The sequence below is a fragment of the Nocardia sp. NBC_01009 genome, assembly GCF_045208035.1.
In the GTDB taxonomy this organism is placed as follows: Bacteria; Actinomycetota; Actinomycetes; order Mycobacteriales; family Mycobacteriaceae; genus Nocardia.
The window spans coordinates 3,151,302-3,173,189 of record NZ_CP108695.1 but is presented as its reverse complement, the minus strand read 5'-3'; the positions used below and the strand labels follow the sequence as shown (position 1 = coordinate 3,173,189).

At 64.7% G+C, this 21,888-nt stretch carries 20 protein-coding genes; 14 read left to right on the top strand and 6 right to left on the bottom strand.

Annotation, left to right across the window (positions count from 1 at the left end; all coding sequences use genetic code 11):
- Positions 1 to 84: 84 nt before the first annotated feature.
- Positions 85 to 549 (bottom strand): DUF3592 domain-containing protein, encoded by a 465-nt coding sequence (locus OHA42_RS14065; protein ID WP_406237376.1) that lies wholly within the window; start codon positions 547 to 549, stop codon positions 85 to 87.
- Positions 550 to 846: 297 nt separating this feature from the next.
- Between OHA42_RS14065 and OHA42_RS14060 the strand changes: the two genes are divergently transcribed.
- From OHA42_RS14060 to OHA42_RS14050, 3 genes are all read left to right on the top strand, one after another.
- A complete protein-coding gene (locus OHA42_RS14060; protein WP_406237375.1) occupies positions 847 to 1,455 on the top strand; it encodes a hypothetical protein in 609 nt (202 codons plus the stop codon).
- A gap of 982 nt (positions 1,456 to 2,437) precedes the next feature.
- Positions 2,438 to 2,746 (top strand): hypothetical protein, encoded by a 309-nt coding sequence (locus OHA42_RS14055; protein ID WP_406237374.1) that lies wholly within the window; start codon positions 2,438 to 2,440, stop codon positions 2,744 to 2,746.
- Positions 2,747 to 2,841: 95 nt separating this feature from the next.
- A complete protein-coding gene (locus OHA42_RS14050; RefSeq protein WP_406237373.1) occupies positions 2,842 to 3,243 on the top strand; it encodes a DUF4872 domain-containing protein in 402 nt (133 codons plus the stop codon).
- Between the two features lie 97 nt (positions 3,244 to 3,340).
- On the opposite strand, the gene OHA42_RS14045 is transcribed toward OHA42_RS14050, so the two are convergent.
- Positions 3,341 to 4,006 (bottom strand): class I SAM-dependent methyltransferase, encoded by a 666-nt coding sequence (locus tag OHA42_RS14045; RefSeq protein WP_406237372.1) that lies wholly within the window; start codon positions 4,004 to 4,006, stop codon positions 3,341 to 3,343.
- A gap of 21 nt (positions 4,007 to 4,027) precedes the next feature.
- Positions 4,028 to 6,814 (bottom strand): LuxR C-terminal-related transcriptional regulator, encoded by a 2,787-nt coding sequence (locus tag OHA42_RS14040; protein WP_406237371.1) that lies wholly within the window; start codon positions 6,812 to 6,814, stop codon positions 4,028 to 4,030.
- A gap of 238 nt (positions 6,815 to 7,052) precedes the next feature.
- Here OHA42_RS14040 and OHA42_RS14035 point away from each other — a divergent pair, with 238 nt between their 5' ends.
- Positions 7,053 to 7,409, top strand: coding sequence for a VOC family protein (locus OHA42_RS14035; RefSeq protein WP_406237370.1), 357 nt, complete (start codon positions 7,053 to 7,055; stop codon positions 7,407 to 7,409).
- Positions 7,410 to 7,552: 143 nt separating this feature from the next.
- The gene (locus tag OHA42_RS14030; protein WP_328410852.1) at positions 7,553 to 8,026 is read left to right on the top strand and encodes a DUF1801 domain-containing protein; all 474 of its coding nucleotides are present in this window, start codon (positions 7,553 to 7,555) and stop codon (positions 8,024 to 8,026) included.
- Positions 8,027 to 8,113: 87 nt separating this feature from the next.
- Here OHA42_RS14030 and OHA42_RS14025 read toward each other — a convergent pair whose 3' ends face one another.
- Together OHA42_RS14025 and OHA42_RS14020 are read right to left on the bottom strand one after the other, a co-directional pair.
- Complete coding sequence (locus OHA42_RS14025; protein ID WP_406237369.1) at positions 8,114 to 9,637, bottom strand: FAD-dependent monooxygenase; 1,524 nt, start codon at positions 9,635 to 9,637, stop codon at positions 8,114 to 8,116.
- 493 nt (positions 9,638 to 10,130) lie between these two features.
- A complete protein-coding gene (locus OHA42_RS14020; RefSeq protein ID WP_406237367.1) occupies positions 10,131 to 11,381 on the bottom strand; it encodes a GAF domain-containing protein in 1,251 nt (416 codons plus the stop codon).
- 226 nt (positions 11,382 to 11,607) lie between these two features.
- Here OHA42_RS14020 and OHA42_RS14015 point away from each other — a divergent pair, with 226 nt between their 5' ends.
- Positions 11,608 to 12,411, top strand: coding sequence for an alpha/beta fold hydrolase (locus OHA42_RS14015; protein ID WP_406237365.1), 804 nt, complete (start codon positions 11,608 to 11,610; stop codon positions 12,409 to 12,411).
- Here OHA42_RS14015 and OHA42_RS14010 read toward each other — a convergent pair.
- Positions 12,383 to 13,240, bottom strand: a complete 858-nt coding sequence (locus OHA42_RS14010; protein WP_406239347.1) for a malic enzyme-like NAD(P)-binding protein — start codon at positions 13,238 to 13,240, stop codon at positions 12,383 to 12,385. The two genes, OHA42_RS14015 and OHA42_RS14010, sit on opposite strands and share 29 nt — an antisense overlap.
- Before the next feature lie 522 nt (positions 13,241 to 13,762).
- Here OHA42_RS14010 and OHA42_RS14005 point away from each other — a divergent pair.
- The 8 genes from OHA42_RS14005 to OHA42_RS13970 all read left to right on the top strand — a co-directional run bounded on the left by OHA42_RS14005 (position 13,763) and on the right by OHA42_RS13970 (position 21,801).
- On the top strand, positions 13,763 to 14,227 hold the full coding sequence (locus OHA42_RS14005; protein WP_328410842.1) for a hypothetical protein: 465 nt from the start codon (positions 13,763 to 13,765) through the stop codon (positions 14,225 to 14,227).
- A gap of 610 nt (positions 14,228 to 14,837) precedes the next feature.
- Entirely contained in the window at positions 14,838 to 15,350 is a 513-nt protein-coding gene (locus tag OHA42_RS14000; RefSeq protein WP_406237363.1) for a hypothetical protein, read from the top strand.
- A 1-nt stretch (position 15,351) separates the two neighbouring features.
- The gene (locus tag OHA42_RS13995) at positions 15,352 to 16,557 is read left to right on the top strand and encodes an MAB_1171c family putative transporter (protein ID WP_406237362.1); all 1,206 of its coding nucleotides are present in this window, start codon (positions 15,352 to 15,354) and stop codon (positions 16,555 to 16,557) included.
- A 256-nt stretch (positions 16,558 to 16,813) separates the two neighbouring features.
- On the top strand, positions 16,814 to 17,569 hold the full coding sequence (locus OHA42_RS13990) for a thioesterase II family protein (RefSeq protein WP_406237360.1): 756 nt from the start codon (positions 16,814 to 16,816) through the stop codon (positions 17,567 to 17,569).
- Positions 17,570 to 17,700: 131 nt separating this feature from the next.
- Entirely contained in the window at positions 17,701 to 17,880 is a 180-nt protein-coding gene (locus tag OHA42_RS13985) for a hypothetical protein (protein ID WP_406237359.1), read from the top strand.
- A gap of 628 nt (positions 17,881 to 18,508) precedes the next feature.
- Complete coding sequence (locus tag OHA42_RS13980; protein ID WP_406237357.1) at positions 18,509 to 20,062, top strand: acyl-CoA carboxylase subunit beta; 1,554 nt, start codon at positions 18,509 to 18,511, stop codon at positions 20,060 to 20,062.
- A 581-nt stretch (positions 20,063 to 20,643) separates the two neighbouring features.
- Complete coding sequence (locus OHA42_RS13975) at positions 20,644 to 21,273, top strand: glyoxalase (protein ID WP_406237355.1); 630 nt, start codon at positions 20,644 to 20,646, stop codon at positions 21,271 to 21,273.
- Between the two features lie 114 nt (positions 21,274 to 21,387).
- Entirely contained in the window at positions 21,388 to 21,801 is a 414-nt protein-coding gene (locus OHA42_RS13970; protein WP_406237354.1) for a VOC family protein, read from the top strand.
- The last annotated feature ends 87 nt before the right edge of the window (positions 21,802 to 21,888 follow it).

Sequence of the window (21,888 nt, the reverse complement as noted above, 5' to 3'; positions counted from 1 at the left end):
TGCTGAGGCTGACAGATTCTGACCGTCACGAGGTGGTGAGCCGGTAGGTCGTGAGGGGCGCGTCCACTGTCGCCCGCGTCAGATCTATTGAATGGCCGACCGCTGGATCCTGGAATGCAGGATTGTCCAAGCGACTGCCAGAAGCGCCGCAAGACCGAGGGCGGCAAAGGTCAGTGGCAGGTAGGTGAGGCGGACCAAGAGGAAGTCCTCGTCGACCATCGCGTGGTCAGTGTCGTCGGGGTCGTAGCGGACCGAGACATGGTCACCCGGATCGATATATCGCGACGCCGATCCGCCGTCGAACCGTACTGTTTTCCCGGATACGGTGGTGAACTCGATGACGGCGGAGGTGCCGTCCGGGCGGCTTCCTTTGGTGTTGTCGCTGAGTTCCCGCCCGTATCCGACCCCGGTGCCGCTCGCGAGTCGCGAGTTCGCCAGGAACAGCGCGTTGTATCCGATTGGAACTGCGGCGAACAGGATTGCTACCACAGCCATCAGTGAGATGGCGAGACCATTGGAGTTGACGTGAGCGGCGAGTGAACGTTGCACGTAGTGTCCTTCCTGGAAACCCCTAGCCTTCCTGGAAGTTCCGCGCCAGTAATCCTACTGGCGGGGCGAGATCAGCCGGTCATAAGCCGTAGCTCCTCGTCCGGCGCGGCAACGCACTGTAATGCCGCGACCCGCGCGTTCGATCAGGGACAAACATTGGCCAGCAGTTGATCTCGCGAACGCACGCTCATGCCGATGAGCGAGCTGCTATCACAGCGTGCGGGACCTGACTCCGGGATTTCCAGCTCTGGGAAATGGATGGCTTGCGGCGAGAATGGACCGCTGATGAGAGCGGACATGGATATCGAGGAAATGCTGGACAGGCTCGGCTCGGTGATCGGGTCACCGCCCGCGGGTGGAGTTGTTCCGGTTCCGTGGGAACTCGGCCCCGAGATGATGGGTTTTCAACTGCCTGCGGACTATCGGGCGTTCGTCGACCGGTACGGGATGGTGAGCATCAGCAACGAGCTGCACATCTACGCACCCTCGGCAGCGCCTAGTTCCCATATCGGGGAGCCGCCCGGTTTCGAGGGATTCCTGTACAACACCACGGACCCCTACGGATACTGCGCCATGCTGGCCCAGGCCTACCAGGGCGGGGACTACGACGAGTGCCCCTATCCGCTGTTCCCGGCCGAGGGTGGGCTTTTGAAGTGGGGCAACAACTACAACTCCGACCACTTCTTCTGGCTGATGCGGGGCCCGGACCCGGACCGGTGGCCGGTCGCCGCCAAGTTCGACGCGATGATGATGTGGGACGTGTTCGAGGGCGGCTTCCTCGAGTTCGTGTTGGCAGCGGTGACCGAACAGTATCCGTACCACGGGGCAGTCCTTCCCGGAGGGATGACGCCGGTCGGCGATGGCCGTGGTTACCGCCCTCGAGGCGACTGGTCCAAGCAGCTGTGAAAGCTGAAACCGCGAAAATGGTGAACAGCCATTCCCGGGGAGTCTCGGCGTGGTGACCTGAGGATCCCGTTTCCATCGGAAGTGGCGTCCTACGGCGGCTACGTGCCCAGGATGCATTCGCCAGGCTGACTTCAGTCAGGGCGAGTGAGCGGTAATGCCGCATATCGTGCTGTTCGAACCGGCCACGATGCGGCGACCTGACCCCTACGGCTGTCGCCGAATCGACGCCGGCCAGCCCCTCGAAAAGGCCGGGCCGCGCCTGGTGACAGCGACCATGGGCTGAACTTGCCGCGGCCAGGAAAAACGCTCGAACGCTGCACATCTGCCACTCCGGGTGCCGCCGAAGTGACCGCGCTTGCGACAGTCGGGGATCAGAGCGGCGGGTGAGGCGATGGCTGGGCTGGGAGTCGGTAACTTGTAGCATCAGCTGGTGAAAATTGGAATGTGCTCTGTCGCATGCGCTCTCGCAATCGCTGCAATGTCCGTCGCGGCTCCCACTGTCTCGGCCCTCCCCACCGGCTCAGCCGGGAGTGGAGACGACCGAGAAGTGGTGATCATCGAAGGCACTCTGGAGCTGAGCAACCTGGACTCGTGCTGGGCTAGTGGTTTCCCGCATGACATACGCTTCGAAAATCGCAGTAAGCGCAATTTCCTGGTGTACGCATCCAACGATTGCACAGGCGAGCCCACTGCGACCGTGGCTCCAGGTGGATTCGCGACACATTACGGCTGGTCGGCCGTGGCGGCCAGGTAAGAAGCGGTCGAACGCGCAAGGAGCAAGCTCCGAACGAAACTGGTTTCGTTCGGAGCTTACGTTGCAATAAACCGCGTCGCTCAGTCTGGTACGCCACCACCGGTGCTCAAACATTTTCAACGGCTACGGAGGTCCACAACCATGCAGGCATCGCAGGATCCTGCTTCCCCGACAGCTGAGCCCACTGGCCCTGGTGCCGCAGATTCTCCCACGGCAATGGAGCAAATAGTGGACTCGATCGGTGGACGAGCCGGTGCAGCAACAGTTTTCGGCGAACCGATCACCGCCGACGGCATCACCATCATCCCCGTTGCGCGCGCAGGCTTCGGATTCGGGGGCGGGGGCGACAGTGTCGGCGGCGGCACCGACGTACGCCCGCTGGGCTACATCGAAATCAGTCACGGCGTCGCGCGCTACCACCCGATCCGTGATGCATGGGGCCAGGTCATCGTGCCGCTGACCGCGATCGCTGCCGGACTCGCTGCGCCGTGGATGATCCGCTCGGCGATCAAATTTCGCCGCACTCTTCATCGATAACACCGCTGGACCTGAATATGGGTGGCGACTGGGCAGGCGTGGCGGAATCGTTCGAGCTGTTCGAGTCCTGATCAACTCAGTGAGACCGGCAGCGATTGCAGCCCGCGGAAGGACAGCCCCGACCGCCATATCTGTTCTCCCGCAGGCGCTATGGCAGGGAGCCGGGCCAGCAGGCGCGGGAAGAGTTCGATGCCCTCCATGCGGGCCAGATGTGCGCCGAGGCAGAAGTGGATGCCCGAGCCGAACGCGAGATTCGGGGAGCCGGAGCGGGTGAGATCGAGGCGGTCTGCAAGGAAGTCGCAGACCTGACCGGCGACAAGCCCTTCCGCGCAGCCGCCGACGCCTACCGCGACTGCGCCGACATCTGGAGCCGCTTCGCCGCGCTCGCCACCACCGACTCCCCCGACCACAACGACCTGGCAGCCTGCATAGCCGACCTACCTGCGGCCGAACACCGCGCCGCCGACGCCCTGTCCCTGGCCGCCGCCGCACCCTGAGACGATCGCGACGAGCGTGCACTCAGCGCGCCGACTACGTCGTGGCACCGAAATGCCTACTGCCACAGACTCGATAACCCCTGCAGCAGGTCGCAGTCTAGATCCGTTTGATTGTCGCGAACCAGGCCGGTGCGCCGTCGTCGTGGAATCTCGTGTGAATCCGGTCGGATTCGATTGCGGCGACATTCCATCCATTGCTGGGGTTGAACGCCGCCCTCAGCTCGTCCCGGCTGACGGGGTGCGGGCCGGTATCGGGACCATCGTCACTGAAGCACAACACATACAGGGTTCCGTTGTGCTCGGTCGCCGACGCCAGGCTCGCCACGTATCCGGGTCGCTCGTCGCCGTCGAAGGTGTGGAACAGTCCGCAATCCAGCACCGTTTCGAACCTGCGCCCCAATCGCTCCAGCTGGAACGCGTCAGCCGCAGCGAACTCGACCTCGACCTCGATCCCACGGTCCTGCGCCTTCTCCCGGGCGATCGCCAGTGCCGTCTCGGCCACGTCGACGCCCAGCACCGACAATCCCAGCGAAGCGACGTGCAGCGCGTTCTCGCCGGTCCCGCAGCCCGCATCGAGCACCGCTCCGACGAATCCGCCGTCGGATGCCACCCGCACTATTGCCGGCTGCGGCCGACCGATATCCCAAGGCGCAGGACCGTCGTGGTACGACGCATCCCAGGACAGTCCCGCCAGCCGCTCGTGACTGGTTGGGTGCCGACCACCGAACGGATCATCAGCGAGGGTTCCTGATCGCTCCGACAACTTCGTCCCCTTCCTGCAGAGTCAGGCCTGGTCGGTGCGGGCGGCGTTGCTGGCTGCCGCGGAGTCGCCGCCGTTGAGAGTCAGCGTACGGGCTTGTTGATAGGGGCAGCAGGCTGTTTCGAAAGCGGCTGCGATGGCGAGTAGCCGTGCAGGGTCGTTGTCGAGCAGAGCCGTGGCTCGGTCGACCATCGCACCGGCGATCGGGTTACCGGCCACCACGGTTCGAGCCGTGGCGAGGTAGTCACGGGCATCCGGATGACCGGCGAGCGCCGCGGCTTCGGCACGTAGTGCGAAGTACCAATGCCGCCACACCCAGATGGCCTGCTCGTCCATCTCGTCGGGCTCGGCCGATAGTTCCGCCAAGGCTCGGTCGGCCTGTCCGTGGTGAAGCAGGACGATGGCGTCGAACACGGCGCTGTAGGCGGCTTTCTGCTCGGGTGTCACACCGAGTTCGTCGACGATGGCCAGCCACTCGGCTCGCGCCGCGTCGTCACCGCGCAGGCCGTGGACCAGCGCCACCGCAGCCGCTGCCGTGGCGAGGTTGGGCGCGTGCAGGCGTCCGGAGAGCTCCCATGCGTCGATGAACCGTCTGCTGCCGGCGAGCACGTTGTCGACATTGCCCGCCAGCGCATCCGCCACCAGCAGCCGCGATGTCGCGAAGTCACCCCGTTCGGCCAGCAACGGCAGGTCGCGAAGCTGCTCACCCCACCGGCGAGCCCCCGCCAAATCACCCGCTCCGATGCAGGTCTCGGACGCCTCGGAGAGCGCGTTGACCCGCTCGAGCGCGCTGGCCGGTGTCATCGGAACCGCAGCGAGCAGCTCGACTCGCCGATGGGTTGTTGCCGCGGTGGCGAAGGGATCTCCCGCCCAGCACTGGGCCGCGGCGAGCGCGTCGAGAGCCGCACTGTGGGCCAGTGGATCGCCGGTCCGGTCGGCCAGGTCGACTGCCCGCTCGGCGAGCGTGATCGCCTCGGGCACACCGTGATCCGAATCGACGGCGTCGACGAGAACACCGCACTCGGCCAGGGCTACCGCGGCCTTTGCGGCCGGGTCGTCGCCGGCCAGCTCGCGTGCCTCCGACAGCAGCGCCGCGGCCTCACCCGAGGGCGGCGACTGGGAGAATGTGTCGGCCATCCGATAGACAGTGATTGCGGCCGTGGCCAGATCGCGGGCGGCGCGGGCCGTATCTCCGGCACTGCGCGCGGTGTCCGCGGCGGCGCGGTACAGGCGGTACATGTCCTTGCCGCGCATTCGACAACCGGCCACCACCGCGGCGTTCCGAAGCGCCGATGCCGCGACGACCGGGTCGTCGGTGAGCGATGCCGCCTGTTCGTACCGCTGCTGGGACTCGCCGACCAGATTCCGGGTGAAGGTCAGCTGAGCCAGGGCCAGTGCCAGGTCGTGCGCGTCGGCACGGTGATCGGACTGTTCCGCCGCCCAGGCCAGGGCTGCCCGGATGTCGTCGACCGCGGCCTCGAACCTCTTGCGCCAGTCGCCGCTGGCGGGCAGCGATTCCTCGGCCAACGCGGCGGCGGTCGTCGAGCACCAGCGCAGGTGGCGCGCAAGCATTTCGCGGAGCTCACTGTTCGCGATGAGTTGCTCGGTCTCGTACTGGCGGATTGTCTCCAAGGCTCGGTACCGAGTGCCGCCCGAGGAAGCCACGGTGGTCAGCAGGCTCTGCTCGGCGAGCCGAGCCAGGCCATCTGCGACCGCGTTCGGCTCCAGCGGTGGATATCCGGCCACCTCGGCGGCGTCGGCGGCAGTGAACGGCGAGACGAGGACCGAGATGCGCCGGAGCAGGCACCGGTCCGAGGTGGTGAGCAGGGCCTGGCTCCAGTCGAGCATGGCCCGCACAGACTGGTGCCGCTCGTCGGCACGACGTCCACCGACCAACAGCCGCAACGGATCGGCGAGGCTCGCGGTGAGACCGTCGAGACCGAGCGTGGGCAGCCGGGCGGCCGCAAGCTCGATCGCCAGAGCAAGCCCGTCGAGCCGCTGGCAGACCTCATTGACCCGGTCCAATTGCCCCGGATCTACGGGCCAGCCCAGGGCAGCGGCTCGTTCCAAGAACAGCGCAATGGCGTCCGCCGCGGCGGCGTCGCCGTCGAGGGACAGCGGGGGAACCGCATAGACCTGCTCGAAGGGCACCATGAGCCGGGCCCGGCTGGTGGCCAGTACGGTCACGCGCGTGCAACGAGCGAGTAGGCGCTCGATGAAGGGCACCGCGCCATCGAGGAGGTGCTCGCAGTTGTCGAGCACGAGCAGGACCTGGCGATCGGCGAGGGCGGTCAGCACCGAATCGTCGAGGCTGCGGCCCTGTTGCTCACCGAGGCCGAGAGCACTGGCCACCGCGGATCCGACCATCGCCGGATCCGTGACCGGCACGAGGTCAACGAACCAGACGCCGTCCGCGAAATCACCGGCCAGATCGGCAGCGACGGCCAACGCCAGTCGGGTCTTGCCGACCCCGCCGGGACCGAGGGCGGTCACGTGACGGTGCATGGAAACGGCCTCGCGCAGTGCGATGCGCTCCTGGGCTCGGCCGACGAACGACGTCAACGGCGAGGGAAGGGCGACCATCGTCTCGCTCATCTGCTCCGCACGGGCGAGCTTGACCGCGCGGGCAGCGAGCGCCCGCCTGTCGGGAACACCGACCTTGCGCAGCAGCGAGGACACATGGGTCTCCACGGTGCGCACCGAGATGAACAGCTGCGCGCCGATCTCGGCATTGCTGCAATGTTCCCCGACCAGGGTCAGGACCTCGGCCTCCCGGTCGGAGATCCCGGCGGCAACCTTCTGCTGTGACACTTCCCCATCTTCGCGCACCGGTCTCTTCCCGTCGCGCGGGCATAGCTACGTACTCATTCAGTGGAACGTTCCGTGCTCGACACGGATGTGACGCCGCCGAGCCGTGCCTACCGTAATTGCCATGGACGCAAGACGAACGGTTCAACGGCGAAGTCGCCATCCGAGTGAGCGGACTGTCGATTCCCGGCCTTCCCATTAGCCGTCACCCCCGACCGCACCCACGACATCAGGACTCATCATGACTGCCGCTTCCACCTTGGGAATCAAGACCGTGCTGTATCCCGTTTCCGACCTGGCGACGGCCAAGAGGGTGTACACCGCCCTGCTCGGCCTACCACCGCAGACCGACGGAACCTACTACGTCGGCTTCGAGACCGAAGGCCAGCACATCGGGCTGGTGCCGGGCGGTGGACCGCAGGGCATGACCGCACCGGTGGCGTACTGGCACGTGTCCGACATCGAGGCGAAGCTGGCCGAGGTAACCGCTGCGGGCGCCACCGTGAAAGAGCCCGTGCGCGACGTCGGTGAGGGCCGTCGGGTGGCCACCGTTACCGATCTCGATGGCAATGTCCTAGGGCTGCTTCAGGACCGGTGAGTGCCGCCCTCGGCGCTGCTGCTGCCGATCACCGACACCAACGTCTACAACTGACTCAACGCCCCCACCCCGCAGGTCGCCCGGGCTACTGATGCCCAGCATCAAGATCATCCCCAGCAAAACTGACACGAAGGAAACCAGCAATGAATGCGCAGAAGTCCACCACACGCACAACCGCGAAAAGCAAGACTTCCGTGGGTTTCACGGAGGAGGAGCGTGCCGCGATGAAGGAGCACGCCCAGGAGTTGAAGACGGCGGCGCGCCGCGGCTCGCGGGCATCGAAGGCGGACGGGGAGACCGACGTGCTCGCGAAGATCGCCGAGATGGCGGAATCCGATCGTGTCCTGGCCGAGCGGGTCCATGCCATCGTCAAAGCCAGCGCACCGGACTTGTCGCCCAAGCTCTGGTACGGGATGCCCTCGTATGCCAGGGACGGCAAGGTGGTGTGCTTCTTCCAGAGCGCGGAGAAGTTCAAAGCGCGGTACGCGACGTTCGGGTTCAACGACACCGCGAACCTCGACGACGGCACTATGTGGCCGACCGCTTTCGCGTTGACGACGTTGAGTGCCGCCGACGAGGCACGGCTCGGCGAGCTCGTCAAAAAAGCGGCGGGCTGAGGCCTATGCCTGCCACTGCACCCAGTGGCAGGCTAGCCTGCGTCAGCGCACTGCAGGAGTGCCGATCAACGATCGGCACTCCTGTTTTCAGGGTGCGCCGAACCAGCCGGAGAGCGCATCCCGCAGCGCGAGCGCGGCGGTATCGGCAGGTTCGTCGATCGTTGCGGCCCAGGCGATGTGGGCATCCGGGCGGATCAGAACGGCGTCGGCCGGTCGGTCATCGGTTTTTGCGATGCGGATTTCGATCCGATCCTGCCAGTCACCGGCGACCTCGCGGAGCTCAGGGCGGTCGGCGAGATCGAGGAGGATGGGCCGCGCGGTGTGCATGAGTTCCGCGACGCTGGTGACGCCCTGGTCGGTGTGCAGGGTGAGGTCGGGTGCGAAGGTGCCGGTCAAGGCATGGTGATTGGAGCCCGGCATCGGATAGCGGATGTCAGCGTGGCCGACAAGGGCTCCCATGCGACGCAATGCCGGCTCGTCGAGAAGCAGTTCCTGGAAGACTTCCCGCAGTGCCTCAGCGGCCAGGTCCTGTCCGCGCCGCAGTGCCACCTGGGCCCGGGTCTGCTTCAGTGCACGTGCGCCGGCGAAGTGACGCTCGTCGTGATACGTGTCCAGCAGGCCGGCCGGCGCCCAGCCGTGGATATCGGCGCCCAGCTTCCAGGCAAGGTTGACCGCGTCGAGCATGCCGACATTGAGCGCCGTGCCGGTGGCGGGAAGCAGGTGGGCCGCATCGCCGGCCAGCATGATCCGCCCATCGCGGTATCGTTCGACCTGCCGATCCTTGAAGGTGTAGCGCGACAGCCGAATCGGTTCTCCCAAGGGGAGATCCGCGCCGAGCACACGGCGAGCACTGTCGGCGAGCTCGGTCATGGTCAGCGGCTCGTCGTCGTCGTATTCGGTGGACTCGTCTTCGGTGGTCTGCATCGACAGCATCCCGTCCATGACCGCGAACGCGAACACACCGCGGTCTGTTCGGGTGAAACCCGCATGGATCGTGCCCAGCCCGGGGACGTCGATGTCGCCGTTGTCGAGCACGGTCACCGAATCGTGCACGGCGACCTGGGCCAGCCGGTTGACCTCCGGATATGTGATGCCAGGGAACGGGATGCCTGCCATATCGCGGACCCGGCTGCGCCCGCCGTCGCAGCCCACCAGGTATCGGGCGGTTACCTGATACGGCCCGTCCGGCCCCCGCACGTCCGCGGTCACCGTGGCATCGTCCTGGCTCACACCGACCACCTCGTGTCCGCGACGGATGTCGGCGCCGAGTTCAAGGGCGCGTTCGCCGAGTAGTCGCTCGATTTCCCGTTGTGGGAGCGGCAACGCCCGCATCGGGGGATCTACCAGTTGCGTGAGGTCCAAATACACATTGCCGAACGGGAATCGGGGAGCCACGTGGGGGGCGCTGCTGGCTGCTTCGAATCGGTCCAGAATGCCTCGGTAGCGCAGCAAGTCCAGAATCCGCCCGCCGATACCGCTGGCCTTCGGGGTGTCTCGCGGCTCCGGCTGCCGCTCCAGTACCAGCGTTCGCACTCCGGCCAGGCGTAGCTCACCGGCCAGCATCAGGCCACTCGGGCCCGCGCCCACGATGATTACGTCGATGTCCGTCACTCATTACTCCAATTTCCGCAGGTTCTGGCTTCGGCGGACGAGTATGCCGCACAACCCGGGCCTTGCCGCAAGCCCGCCAGTGCGCTATATATTGGGAGTGGAAAGGACTATGTACTCTCCTTTTCCGTTATCGCCCGCACTGGATGGGCAACCTCCTCGCTAAGCAGCGGCTTGCCGCGTACGTCGGCACAGTCAGCTCTCTATGAGCCTCCGGACGCAGCCGCGGTCCGAGAAGTTCTTCGCACCTTTGGGTGGGGCATTCGCCTGACCGCTGGTAGAGGCCGTCAGAGAAGCCGAGCCCGTTCGACGCGAGTCGTTCGCAACTTGTCGGGGGCAGCTATCGAGCTTTCAGCCGCGACGGATGAACTGCGCCTCACCCAGCGACTTACGAAATCCTTCTCGAAGCGCAACGCAGTGAGCGAAGCCCCTTTACGAGACCGCAGCGCATGCTCGTGACGTGATCCACAGCGGATGGGGCCTGAACCCCCAGCCGCTAGTTCGCCGGACGATCGGGCAGCAGCCGATTGTGGAGTCGCTGTCGTATCCGCCGAACGCCGGGGGCCTGTGATCCCGGTAGCAGCGGGCCTGGATATCTGCTCCGCAGATCGCCCACAGAGCCATTCGCGACGTCTGCTTCCAATTGCTGGAAATCGGTACGGATTCGGCTGTCCAGGCGGTACGGATCCGACGAGAGGCGATAGCCGACGATTCGTCGAAGCCGGGCGAGCTCCGCGCGCACCGTCACTGTTTTTCCGGCATTCCCGTACAGCTCTTCGGCCAATGCCGCCGCAGTCAATCCATCAGGGTTGGCGAGCAGGAGCACCACCAGCTCGCTGTGCCGGAGACTGAGCTCATGGACGACCCCATCCATCCACAGTTCGGCGCGGTTACGGCCCAGCGAGGTCACGTGTGGGGCTTGTCGGCCAGCAGCGTGGTCCGGCAGGGCATAGACGGAGAACGGTCCGCCCAGCGAGAGTCGTTCGACAACGACCCTACGTCCATCGGGTAATTCGGTTTCGCCCTCTATCACCGGTACGGGCCAGTTAGCAGGCAGCCAACTCGACGGAGCGGCATCCAACAACCGCCCCTCTTGCGAGATCAAAGCACAGTGGCCGCCGACACGATTGAGGACGCGGTCGCGGTAGCGGGTAAGTATCTCGGCATGACGTTGCCGGGCGAGATCACGCAGATGCGCCTCCGCGAGTCGCGCTGCTGTGGTAACCAGCGGCAGCGCAAGCGAATTCATGTTGCGGAGCTTGCAGGTGACGTCGACGACACCGATCACCGCACCACTGACCGGGTCTCTGATGGGTGCCGCGGTGCAGGTGAAGTCCGCGGCAACCGACAGGTAGTGCTCGGTTCCGCGGACTTGGAAAGGTCTGCTGAGGGCCAGGGCCGTGCCGACACCATTGGTACCGGCTTCGGCTTCGTGCCATCGTGCTCCTGGGACAAGGTTTGCTCGTTCCGCCACCCGGCGAGTCGTGGAATCACCCTGGACCCACAGCAGATGGCCGTCGGCGTCGCCACCGAACAACACGTGACCCGGTTCGAACGCGGCACTCTCCAGGCTCGCGAACAGTATCGGCCATACCGAAGCCATCTGATGGTCCCTGCGCCAGGTCCGGACCTCGTCTTCGGCCAAACCGACATCGGGCAGATGCCGGTCCGGATGCAGACCTCGACGTTGTGCACGATCCCATGAGGCGCGCACGTCTGCACGCATCAACTGCGTCTGCCCTGTCACCAAATGCGTTCGCCTCGTGGTATTCCGGTCGATTCGGAGTGGTCCCGCCGGCCGCCGTGTCAGGGCGTTCATCGGGCTCGAAACAAGAGTAAGCACGTCGCCATGGTCTGACAACGGGTTGCCTCTCGCTGCAACGTTGATGCAACCCCTGCTGTCCACCTTGGCCTTGCGACTGCAGGCACGCCATCGTGTGGGAGCACTTCTTCTCACGAGCTGGAGGTTGTTGATGCCTTACCTGGAACTGCCTGATGGTGTGCCGATGTACTACGAGGATCACGGTGCCGGTCGTCCCGTCGTGCTTATTCACGGCTGGACGATGAACACCACCTTCTGGGCACAGAACGTGCCTGCGTTGTCGGAGGGGAATCGGGTGATCAATGTCGATCTTCGTGGGCACGGTGCCTCCGGGAAAACCGACGAGGGCCACACCCTGGCGCAGTACGCGCGTGACATCCGTAGCCTGCTCCAGCATCTCTCGCTCGAGGACGTGTCCCTGGTGGGGTGGTCGATGGGCACCGCGGTGATCCTCGCCTACATTCAACAATTCGGGTGTGCGCAGCTGCGGTCGGTGACCTTCGTAGATCAGTCACCGCGTTTCCTCGACTCGGCAGGGTGGGAGTTCCCGCTGCAAGGTGGCTACTCCCAGAGCGACCTCGCCGTGTTCGTGCAGGCGGTGAAGCACGCCCGGCCGTCGGTGGTCAAGCCGTTCATCGCTGCTTGCTTCGCCGAAACACCGCCCGACGAGGTGATCGACGCCGTGTATGCGGAGACGACGAAGATGTCGACGTCGGCGGCATGTGCCATTTGGTACGACATGGCCTTCGCGGACTTCCGCTCGGTCCTGCCCGAGGTGACCGTGCCCGCACTGCTGATCTACGGCGCGCGCAGCAAAATCTTCCCCGGTGCACTCGAAGAATGGCTCGCAGGGCAACTGCCGGCTGCGAAGGCAGTGCGGTTCGAGCACAGCGGTCATGCGCCGTTCTCCGAGGAACCGGAGCGCTTCAACGAGGTTCTCTCCGATTTCCTTTGAAGAGCTGGCACAAGACAAATTCCGGCGGCGATCCTGTCCTTCCCGGCGGCACCGTCGGCAAAACGTCCCTCGGTAAGGGCATGTCCCGCACGATCGCCTCGGGGAATGCGCCATGCTCGGTGGCGGTGCCGATGAGAACCGTCGGATGCACGCGAGTGCTACCTCGGCCAGGCCGACGACGGATGCTGTTGCGCACTAATCCCATTCGCGGACCCCGGCGACAGGGCGAGCGTAGGGGACCTGGAAGTCCACGGAACCCGGGCATGCCCTCGGTGAGCAGGCCATAGCGGTCTATGCACCAGAATCGCGACCGCCCCTGGTCGCGGCCGTGCCCATCGACGGTCACGACGGCGCGGAGTTGGTCGGCGATGCCGATGCCGGCTGTGCCCCCACCGAGCAAGACGATCCGATGCTCGGTCAGCGGGGCACGGCCGGCGGATTCCGCAGTTCGGGGTTGACGCACTCGAACAGCAGCGTGATGAGCACGCCGCCGAGCACCATCAGTGCGGCGCCGGCCCACCCATCGCAACCGGATCAACCCTGCGCTTGCCTGTCGCGTCCGTGGCACCAGGCGCACCCAACCCCCTGTCGAACTGAGCAAAGGCCAAACCCGATGGACCACATACCGTTCGGGGATTCTCCGGTATCCCGTTGCGTCTTCTATCGGCGGGTATGCGATCTGCCCGCGACCATAGATCCGCCGAGCCTGGGGCGCATCATCATGAAAGCCACACACGTCTGGGCACTGACGATGCCCGCACCACTGGGCCAGTCGGTCAAACACGACATGGGCCGACGCGGAGCCGCCATCGGTCCGATCCTGTCGCATCCCCGGTCGAACCGGTGGACCTTCTTGATCCGGCCCGACGTACCCGACGATGTGCCGCTCTTCGCTGATCTGTTCCGCCACAACGCATCTGTGATCCGGGACGGAGGCACCGTGGCGTTGCCATCGCCGACTATCCAATCCGGAGCCATCAGGCAATGGATCGAACCACCACGCGACACTTTCCGGCCCTCCGGCCTCCTCGTGATCGAGTCCGTTCGCGCATGCGTGGGACCGGGCCGGGCTCGGACTGTGTCGCATGTCTGACGACATAGTCCCGCACCTCCAACCCAGCGAGATCGCCCCACCAGTGCAGGCGTAACTCGCGGTCTTCCACGAGGACACCGCCCACAAACTCGCGATCACTCCGACCGACAGTCGACCGATCTCCCGCGGTGGGTGGTGTGCATCCACCACCCACCAGCTCATCCTGCTTGTTGCCGCTCCAGCCGTCTCTCGAGCTGGTGACCGGCGATAGTGGGCAATCAGGATCGAGATGGGCAGCCGATTGCGAGAATTGGAGTCATGTCGACAGGGGTTGTTTCAACGTTGGTTACGGGCCTGCTACCACTACTCGGCGCGGGGCTCGGCTCATCGGCAACGCTTATGGTGCAACGGAGTTCGGCGCGTGCCGCGAAGCTCAAGTTCCGCGCGGAGAGTCGCCTTGCCCGCAGAGAAGAGGTGAAGTCAGCGATCATCGACTACTTCGAGACAACGCAGCGACTGCAGGGAGAACTCGATATCCGCGAGCGCGGAGGTACCCCCGCCGACATGAAGCCACTGATCGAAAGCGTTTGGCTAGCAGAGAAGCGGGTCGAGATCATCTGTTCGGACGCTCTGCGGGACCGCGTAGTTGCTCATGCCCGGGGATTGCACGACGCCGTTCGGGACCCTGTGACCTACCCTGACTGGTGGGCTCATTGCTCGTCGCTGCAATCCGACCTCCTCGCAGAAGCAAAGGCAGAGCTGAAACCAACGCACGATTGGTGAATGGGTTCAGGGCGCAACCTGGAGAAACTGGCCGACGACGGGCTGGCCGAGTGCCGAGCTGATTACGGCAGGGCAGGGCGGCCGAAGACTCGGTATCGCTGGAAGGGCTGAGCGCCCGTCCCAGGTGTCAGCTGCCGAGCATCCGGTCGCTGGATACCGTGGACGGGACAGCCCGCGCAACCGCCGGTCGCCCCAGCCGGGCAGGCAGGCATGTGCTCGTAACCGTGCAGGGTGGACAGGCCGCGGCGGCGTGGTTCGCACTGCCAGCGCAAGAGCATGAGCGAATCAAGGCCGATGATGTTGCGGCCGATCCCGCGAAGGCGGATACGAGAATGCTTGCGCAACACCCCCGTCCGCAGCAAGGTCGACTCACCCGTCAGCCCGCTGACGATCACCCCGACACACTGGGTCTCCCTGTGCTGCTAGTCACCGCATCAGATGGAACCAGGCGCGCCGCAGTCGAGTCGAAGACACGTAAAGGAAGATCTCGAGCAGGACGGGTCAAAGGTGGAGAAGCCCGCGAAATAGACTGTCCAACAACATGCTCCGGAGGCGACTACGCTCACCGCAATATCGGCATAGGTCACGTGATCAACGAGGGGAAGGCGTAGTGGAGGATCTCGCCGCGCGATTCGAGGAGCTGGGTCGCCTGGTACCGATCCCCCACCCATGGGACATAACGGAATACATCGCGCGGGTGGCAGAGTACCGGGGACGGCCGATCACGTTGTGCCCGATCGACGTCGGCGCACTCTTGGGTAACGGATGCGGCACCGGAAGCGGCCTGTGGATTGCCCGGGAAGGCGACGACGTGATCATGTACGGGGCCGACACCGCATGGCATGCCGATCACATCATCGCCCACGAGATCGGTCACATGCTGCTCGGCCACGGAGGGACTGCGAGCGGTTCCGGTGGTGCCGCGGCTGATCTGCCGTTGCGCGAATTGATGCCCTCGCTGTCGCTGGAAACCATCCGCAGCGTACTGCGCCGCCAAGACTACGGCAGTGAACGCGAGCGCGACGCCGAAACCTTCGCCGACCTGCTGCTGGTCGAAGCGATGCTGCCGAAGCGGTCGGCGAGCCGGTTCCGCTCGACGTTCTTCCGAAACCGGCATCGATGAGATGACCTCCCCGATCCCGGGTCTGATCACCTGGCCCGTCCTGACCGGTATGACGTTGGTGCTCGCCGGTCGGTGGTGGCTGTTGCGGGACAGCATCATCGACCGGCTCATCAACCGCGGGCTCGCCGCCGCTCTCGTCGAAAACCTGTTACGGGAGGCTTGGTTCGAACAGTCACTGGCCTGGCTGCTGCCCGGCGACGACAGCGACGTGGTGAACATCGCCCGACAGCTCTCGCTGGGAGCAACCGTGTTGACCATGTCGAATATCTACGGCCTTGCCAAGTTGTGGGCAGGCGCCGATCCCGCCCACACGTGGCGCAGGCAGCGGCGCTATTACCTAGTCACGATCACCGCCACCGCCGCCATCCTGATCGCAGGGACGCCCGCCCGCCACGCCGACCAGTTGATCGACCAAGCCCTCGGCTGGCCAGCTGTCGTGGTCTGCGTCGCGCTTTCCCTGCCGCTCGGCGCTACAGCCCTGCTCCTCGGCCGGGTAAGTGTGCGCGAGATGCGCACCGCAGGCGACACCACCTGGCAGGAACGTGCACTGTACACAGCGGTCCTGGGCACCACAGTGGGCCTGGGAATCGTAGCGGTTGGATACCCGCTCGGGACCATCATCAGTCTCATGACAGGCCAACCGTCATTCGACCCCGAAATGCGCTGGGAAGCATGGAGCGCCTTCCTTCTCTCTGCCGTCGGCGCTCCCGCCACGATCACCGTGCCGCTGATCAGCACCCTGCTCACCCACATCGGATGGGACCGCACCGGCCGATACTGCCGCCGCCTACGGCCGATGTGGGCCGATCTCACCGCAGCCGTACCCGAAATCGTCCTAGAGATGCGGCGCGACCACAACGGCCGAACAGACCCGGCCATCCGTCTGCACCGCATGACGGTCGAGATCCGCGACAGCCTGCTGCATCTCGAGCGCTACAGCGACAGCCCTGACGATCTGGCCGTTACAGGCGGTGACCCACATTTCTATGCCCGCCGCATCGCCGAGGCCATTGCCACCAAAGCTGCCGGGCACCCCCCGAGCGCGAGCCGGTTCACGCCCCACCAAGTCCAACCGGGGGCACGGGATCTCACCGCGGAGCTGCGCCAGCTACTCGCACTTGCCAAGGCATGGCCACACGTCCGCGGCCTGACCACCACCATCGACCATGGTCCCCCAGCCGACTCGGCCGCTGGCTGGATCCGCTGATCGAGTGGATTCCCCACACGCCCGGTCGCTGCACTCCGGCGCTTCGGCGGTGCGCCGATGACCGGTCCCCGACGACGAGACCACCCGGTGGTCGAGTCCGGTTGTTTTTTGACGCCGAACTCGAGGAATGGCAGGACTAGTACAAGTACCACCGGCCCCAGAGCGGTCTCGACGGCAGACCCCGATGGGCATGATTTAGCTTCCCGGGTTACATTTAAGATGGTTACACTAAATCTAACGAAAGGCTCTATAACCTATGGGTAATAGCTGGCTGCGGCGCCTATCCCCCTCCCCAGGGAATGGATCCCATAAATTGGTCTGCTTTCCCCACGCCGGCGGCTCCGCCATATCTTTCGGACCATTGGCCAAGTGCATAGGATCGGAATATGACGTTCTCTCTGTTCAGTATCCGGGACGACAGGACAGAAGACATGAACCGCTCGTGGACAGAATTTCAGACCTCGTCGACGGCCTGCTGCCCGAGCTGATCGAAACGGTCGAGGACGCCGAGAGCTTTTCCATCTTCGGCCACAGTATGGGATCTGTCGTAGCTTTCGAGGCCTGCAGGCGGCTCGAACAGGAAGTGGGAGCGACCGCGAGAGTCCTGTTCGCCTCCGGTCGGCGCGCCCCTTCGTCAACGCAACCCGGGACCGTGCACCTGCTGAGCGATCGAGAACTATGTGAACAATTACTGAGCGTCGGCGGCACACCACCGGCATTGCTAGAGGATCCTGAATTTCGGGAAATTATCCTCTCGACCACCAGAAACGACTACCGGGCTATCGAGACCTACGAGTGCACTACGGACGCAATCGTCAGCTGCCCCATCGTCGCAATTGCAGGCAACCGTGACCCCGATGCAAGTCTCGCGGACATCGAGGCGTGGAGATCACACACCTCTGGAAGATTTTTCGCGAAGTCATTTCCAGGCGGTCATTTCTTTCTCGATTCAAATTGCGGCCCAGTAGGGCAGCTGATCCGCGATCATAGCTCGCCAGCGCTCTCGAGCTAGGCGAGAATCGTTGGCGGATCATATCGAGGGGCTTCTGAACGCGGCCGCGCCGCAGTGAAGCCCGCCGTGTGCATGGAAATCACGCCCCTGCGATCGCACGACGGCGACGGCGGCAAACGCAGTCAATAAGCATGAAGACACAGAATGCCGAGCTATCGACAGCGGAAATCGCCCCGATCGTGCACCCCGACCAGCCGAGTAGCTCCGACCGCCTCCCGCTCCAGGTCACCACCAGCTCGTCGCGGGCCCGGCTGGCGGCGACGTACAACAGCGAGCGTTCGCGTTGCATGGCCTCGGCCTGCTCCTCCTGAGGATATCCACGCAGGGTTGCAGCAGAGGGGACGTGGCGTTCTTGAAATCGCGAAAGGTGCTCTGAACAGCGATAGTTCTTCTTGCTGAGGGAAGAAGGATCGAGTTCGAGGAGAACCTTTCTGGTGAGTGAGTCTATTGGATTGCGTACGCCGCGGCCATCGATGCATTACCAATCGCTACTTCAGCCGATAGTGTCCGGCAGCGCCGCAGCGAACTTCAGACCGCGCAGCACGCGGTCATCGACGTCTGGCAGTGGCCGCTCATCCGATCTCCGGACTCGATCGAGCGCGCGTTGTGCGCCTGCTCATTGCCCGCCGCCTAACCAGGTCGGCGGTCAGTGGCCACTAGCCGACCGACGGCGGGCTCATGTGTGCGGCATCGGGTTTGCAGCCTGCGGATAAGAGAGGTTGGCCTGAGGGGCGGCATCCCGCCGCTGCTGGGCGGCCTCTCGAGGTGGTCAGCGAGAGGCATACCTCTGCCTGTGTTCGAACTTGTTGGGTGAGAAGTGATGTGCGCCCGACCTCGACTGTGATTTATCCCGTATATCCGGTTCAATGACACGTTCCGTGTCGATACAGGCTTAACGTCGCGACGGCACAACAGTCGGTTTGGAAGGTGGCAGCGAGCGTGGCAGGTACCCAGGCGAAGATCGATGAACTGGTCAAGATCCTGACGATCGCTGCGGAACCGGCAGGTGAGGCCGGTGCCGCCAAGCGGGAGAAGAAGGGCATTCCGAGCGTTCGCCAGCGTGTGGACATGCTGCTCGACCGCGGGACGTTCCTCGAGACCGGTGCGTTTGCTCGTCAGCCCGGCCAACCTGATGCTCTCTACGGTGACGGGCTGGTCACCGGTCGCGGGCTGATCGGGGGCCGTCCGGTGGTGGTGATCGCCCACGATCAGACCGTCTACGGCGGGTCGGTCGGTATCACGTCCGCCCGCAAGTTCATGCGGGCGCTGCAACTCGCGTTCGACACCGCGTGCCCGGTGGTGACGATCAATGATTCCGGCGGTGCGCGTATCCAGGACGCGGTCGGTTCGATCGCTTCGTTCGGTGATATTTCCCGGGTGCTGGAGAAACTGTCCGGGTATGTGCCGCAGGTGTCGATCATTCTCGGCAAGTGCGCCGCGGGTTCGGTATACGGGCCGATCAACACCGACGTGCTCATCGGCACCAAGGATTCCTACATGTTCGTCACCGGGCCGGAGGTGATCAAAGCCGTCAACGGCGAGGACATCACCGCCGAGGAGCTCGGTGGCGCCAAGGTACAGGCCGAACGCGGCACCCTGCATCACGTGGCCGACACCGAGCAGCAAGCCTACGACTGGGCCCGCAACTACCTGAGCTACATGCCGACGAGCTGTCTCGAGCAACCGCCGATCGTGAACCCCGGTCTGGAGCCGGAGATCACTGCTTCCGATCGGGAGCTCGACACGATCATCCCGGATTCCGATCGCGCCGGTTATGACATGCATGAGATCCTGCTACGGATCTTCGACGACGGTGAATTCCACGAGATCCGTGCCGCGTTCGCCCCGAATCTGATCACCGGGTTTGCCCGGGTCGACGGATATCCGGTCGGTGTGATCGCCAACCAGCCATTGGTGTTGGGTGGTTCCATCGACGCCGCCTGCTCGGACAAGTCGACCTACTTCATCCGGCTCTGCGACGCGTTCAATATCCCGCTGGTGTTCGTCGCCGACACCCCGGGCGTGCTGCCGGGCCTCGAGCAGGAAGCCAATGGTGTGATCATCCGCGGCGGCCGGGTCCCGCGCGCGATCATCGAGGCGACGGTCCCGATCATCAACCTGGTCGTGCGCAAGTCCTACGGTGGCGCCTACGGCATGATGGCGGCCCGGCAGGTAGGTGCCGATATCAGTTTCGCCTGGCCGACGGCCCGGATCGCGGTGATCGGCGCCGAAAGCGCGGTCGACCTCATCGGCAGGCGGCAATTGGCGGCGGTGCCGGAAGAGCATCGGGCAGCAGCGCGCGAGTTCATGATCAACCAGTACAACGAGACGATCGCCACCCCGTGGATTGCCGCCGAACGCGGCTACATCGACGCGGTCATCGAACCGGCGCACACCCGTCTGGAGATCCGGCGCGCACTGCACCTATTGCGCGGAAAGCCGCCGGTCAAGCCGGAGTTCAACCCGCGCAAACACCCGGTGTATCCGATGTGATCCTCCCGAACCGCTCATCCATCCGGTCAGTAACAGCAGATCCATCGTGGCCATGAAGTCCGGGGCGAACGACCACCCACGCCCGGTGCGTGGGTGGAGCACCGGCGGCCGTGTCTTTGTGAACGGTTTTCGCCACTTGTCAACTCCGGTCCGAACGTGACCCGTATCTTCCGGGCGAATCGGGACCCGGCCGCCTACGTGGACGTCCGGAAATGCCGAGTTGAGCGCGGTGTGACGCTCACTCATGGCGCGGCCGCTACATCGATAATTGATCCAGCCACTGCTGGTACAACGGATTCTTGACACGAGATCGACTGCCCCGGTCAGGGGGCTCAGGCAGATGACCACTTCCGGCAGTTCCCAGGCGGTCTTGATTACGGGATCGGTTGTCTGCCGCGTCGGCGAGCCGAGTTCAGCAGTGAGGCTGTCGCACAATGTTGAAACGGCATGGTTCATCGGGTCCGGGGCCGACGTCGCGCGGGGGCGGTGGGTTTGCCCGTATTCCCACGGTCTCAGCTCAGTGGTGTGTTCCGTGGTCGGCACGGATGTGACCGTGGCGGCCCGTGTCTAGCGTTATGAGCATGGAAATCAACGCGACCATCGGCACCGGCATCAACGTTCACCTCGAGGTGGCCGATCCCCAGGCCGCTGCCGTGATCTACGACGCCGCGTTCGGACTGGGTGACCGGCTCGGGTTCCGGGCTTCGGCGGCGCCGGCTACAGGTTTCCGTGGATTCATCTTGTCGCTGGTGGTGTCGCAGCCCTCCACCGTCGACAGCCTCGTCGGCACCGCGGTCGACGCCGGGTTCACCGTCCTCGAGCCCGCGAAGAAGAGCCTGTGGGGTTACAGCGCGGTGGTGCAGGCGCCGGAGGGCACGATCTGGAAGATCGCCACCTCGAAGAAGAAGAACGTGGGCCCGTTCACCCGCGAAATCGACGACCTGGTGTTGCTGATGGGCGTGACGGATGTGAAGGCCAGCAAGCAGTTCTATGTCGATCGCGGCTTGACGGCATCGAAGAGCTTCGGCGGCAAGTACGCCGAGTTCGCGGACTCGGGCTCGCCGGTCACCCTGGCGTTGTACCCGCGCAAGGCTGCCGCCAAGGAGGCGGGGGTCTCGCAGGAAGGCAGCGGATCGCACCGCATCGTCATGGACAGCGGCATCGGCTCATTCACCGACCCGGACGGGTACGTGTGGGAGGCAACGGCCTGAGCTGGTCGAACCGTTCGCTCAGCCAGTCCTGCTCAACCACCGGTTACCTTCCTCATCCGGTCCTGTCATACCGATTGACCGGTACGTATACCTCCATAATGCAAGGAGTAAGACATGAAAGCGCACGTCAGCTCGATCCTCCTCGGTGTCCGGGACATGGACCGGGCCAAGCAGTTCTACACCGAGGGGCTCGGCTGGAAGATCAAGAACGACTACGGCATCTCGGTGTTCTTCGAATCGGACGGCGCCTCACCGGTCGGCTTCTACGGTCGCGAGGGTCTGGCCGGCCAGGTGGGCACGGACCCGGAAGGCAGCGGCTTCAGCGGGCTGGTTCTGACCTACGTCGTCCGCAGCGAGGCGCGGGTCGAGGAGATCATGGCGGAGGCCGAGAAGGCCGGCGCCACCATCCTCAAGCCCGCCGGTGCGCTGCCGTGGGGCGGGTACGGCGGCACCTTCGCCGACCCGGACGGCTATGTCTGGAGTCTCGGCTACAGCGCCCAGGGAACCGACCAGCCCTACGCCGAGTAACCGCGTTCTCTTGCCTAATGGCCCCCCGGGACGGCGCGGTGCATGCCGCAGCCGTCCCGGACACGGCGATGGTCCCGGTGTAGGAAG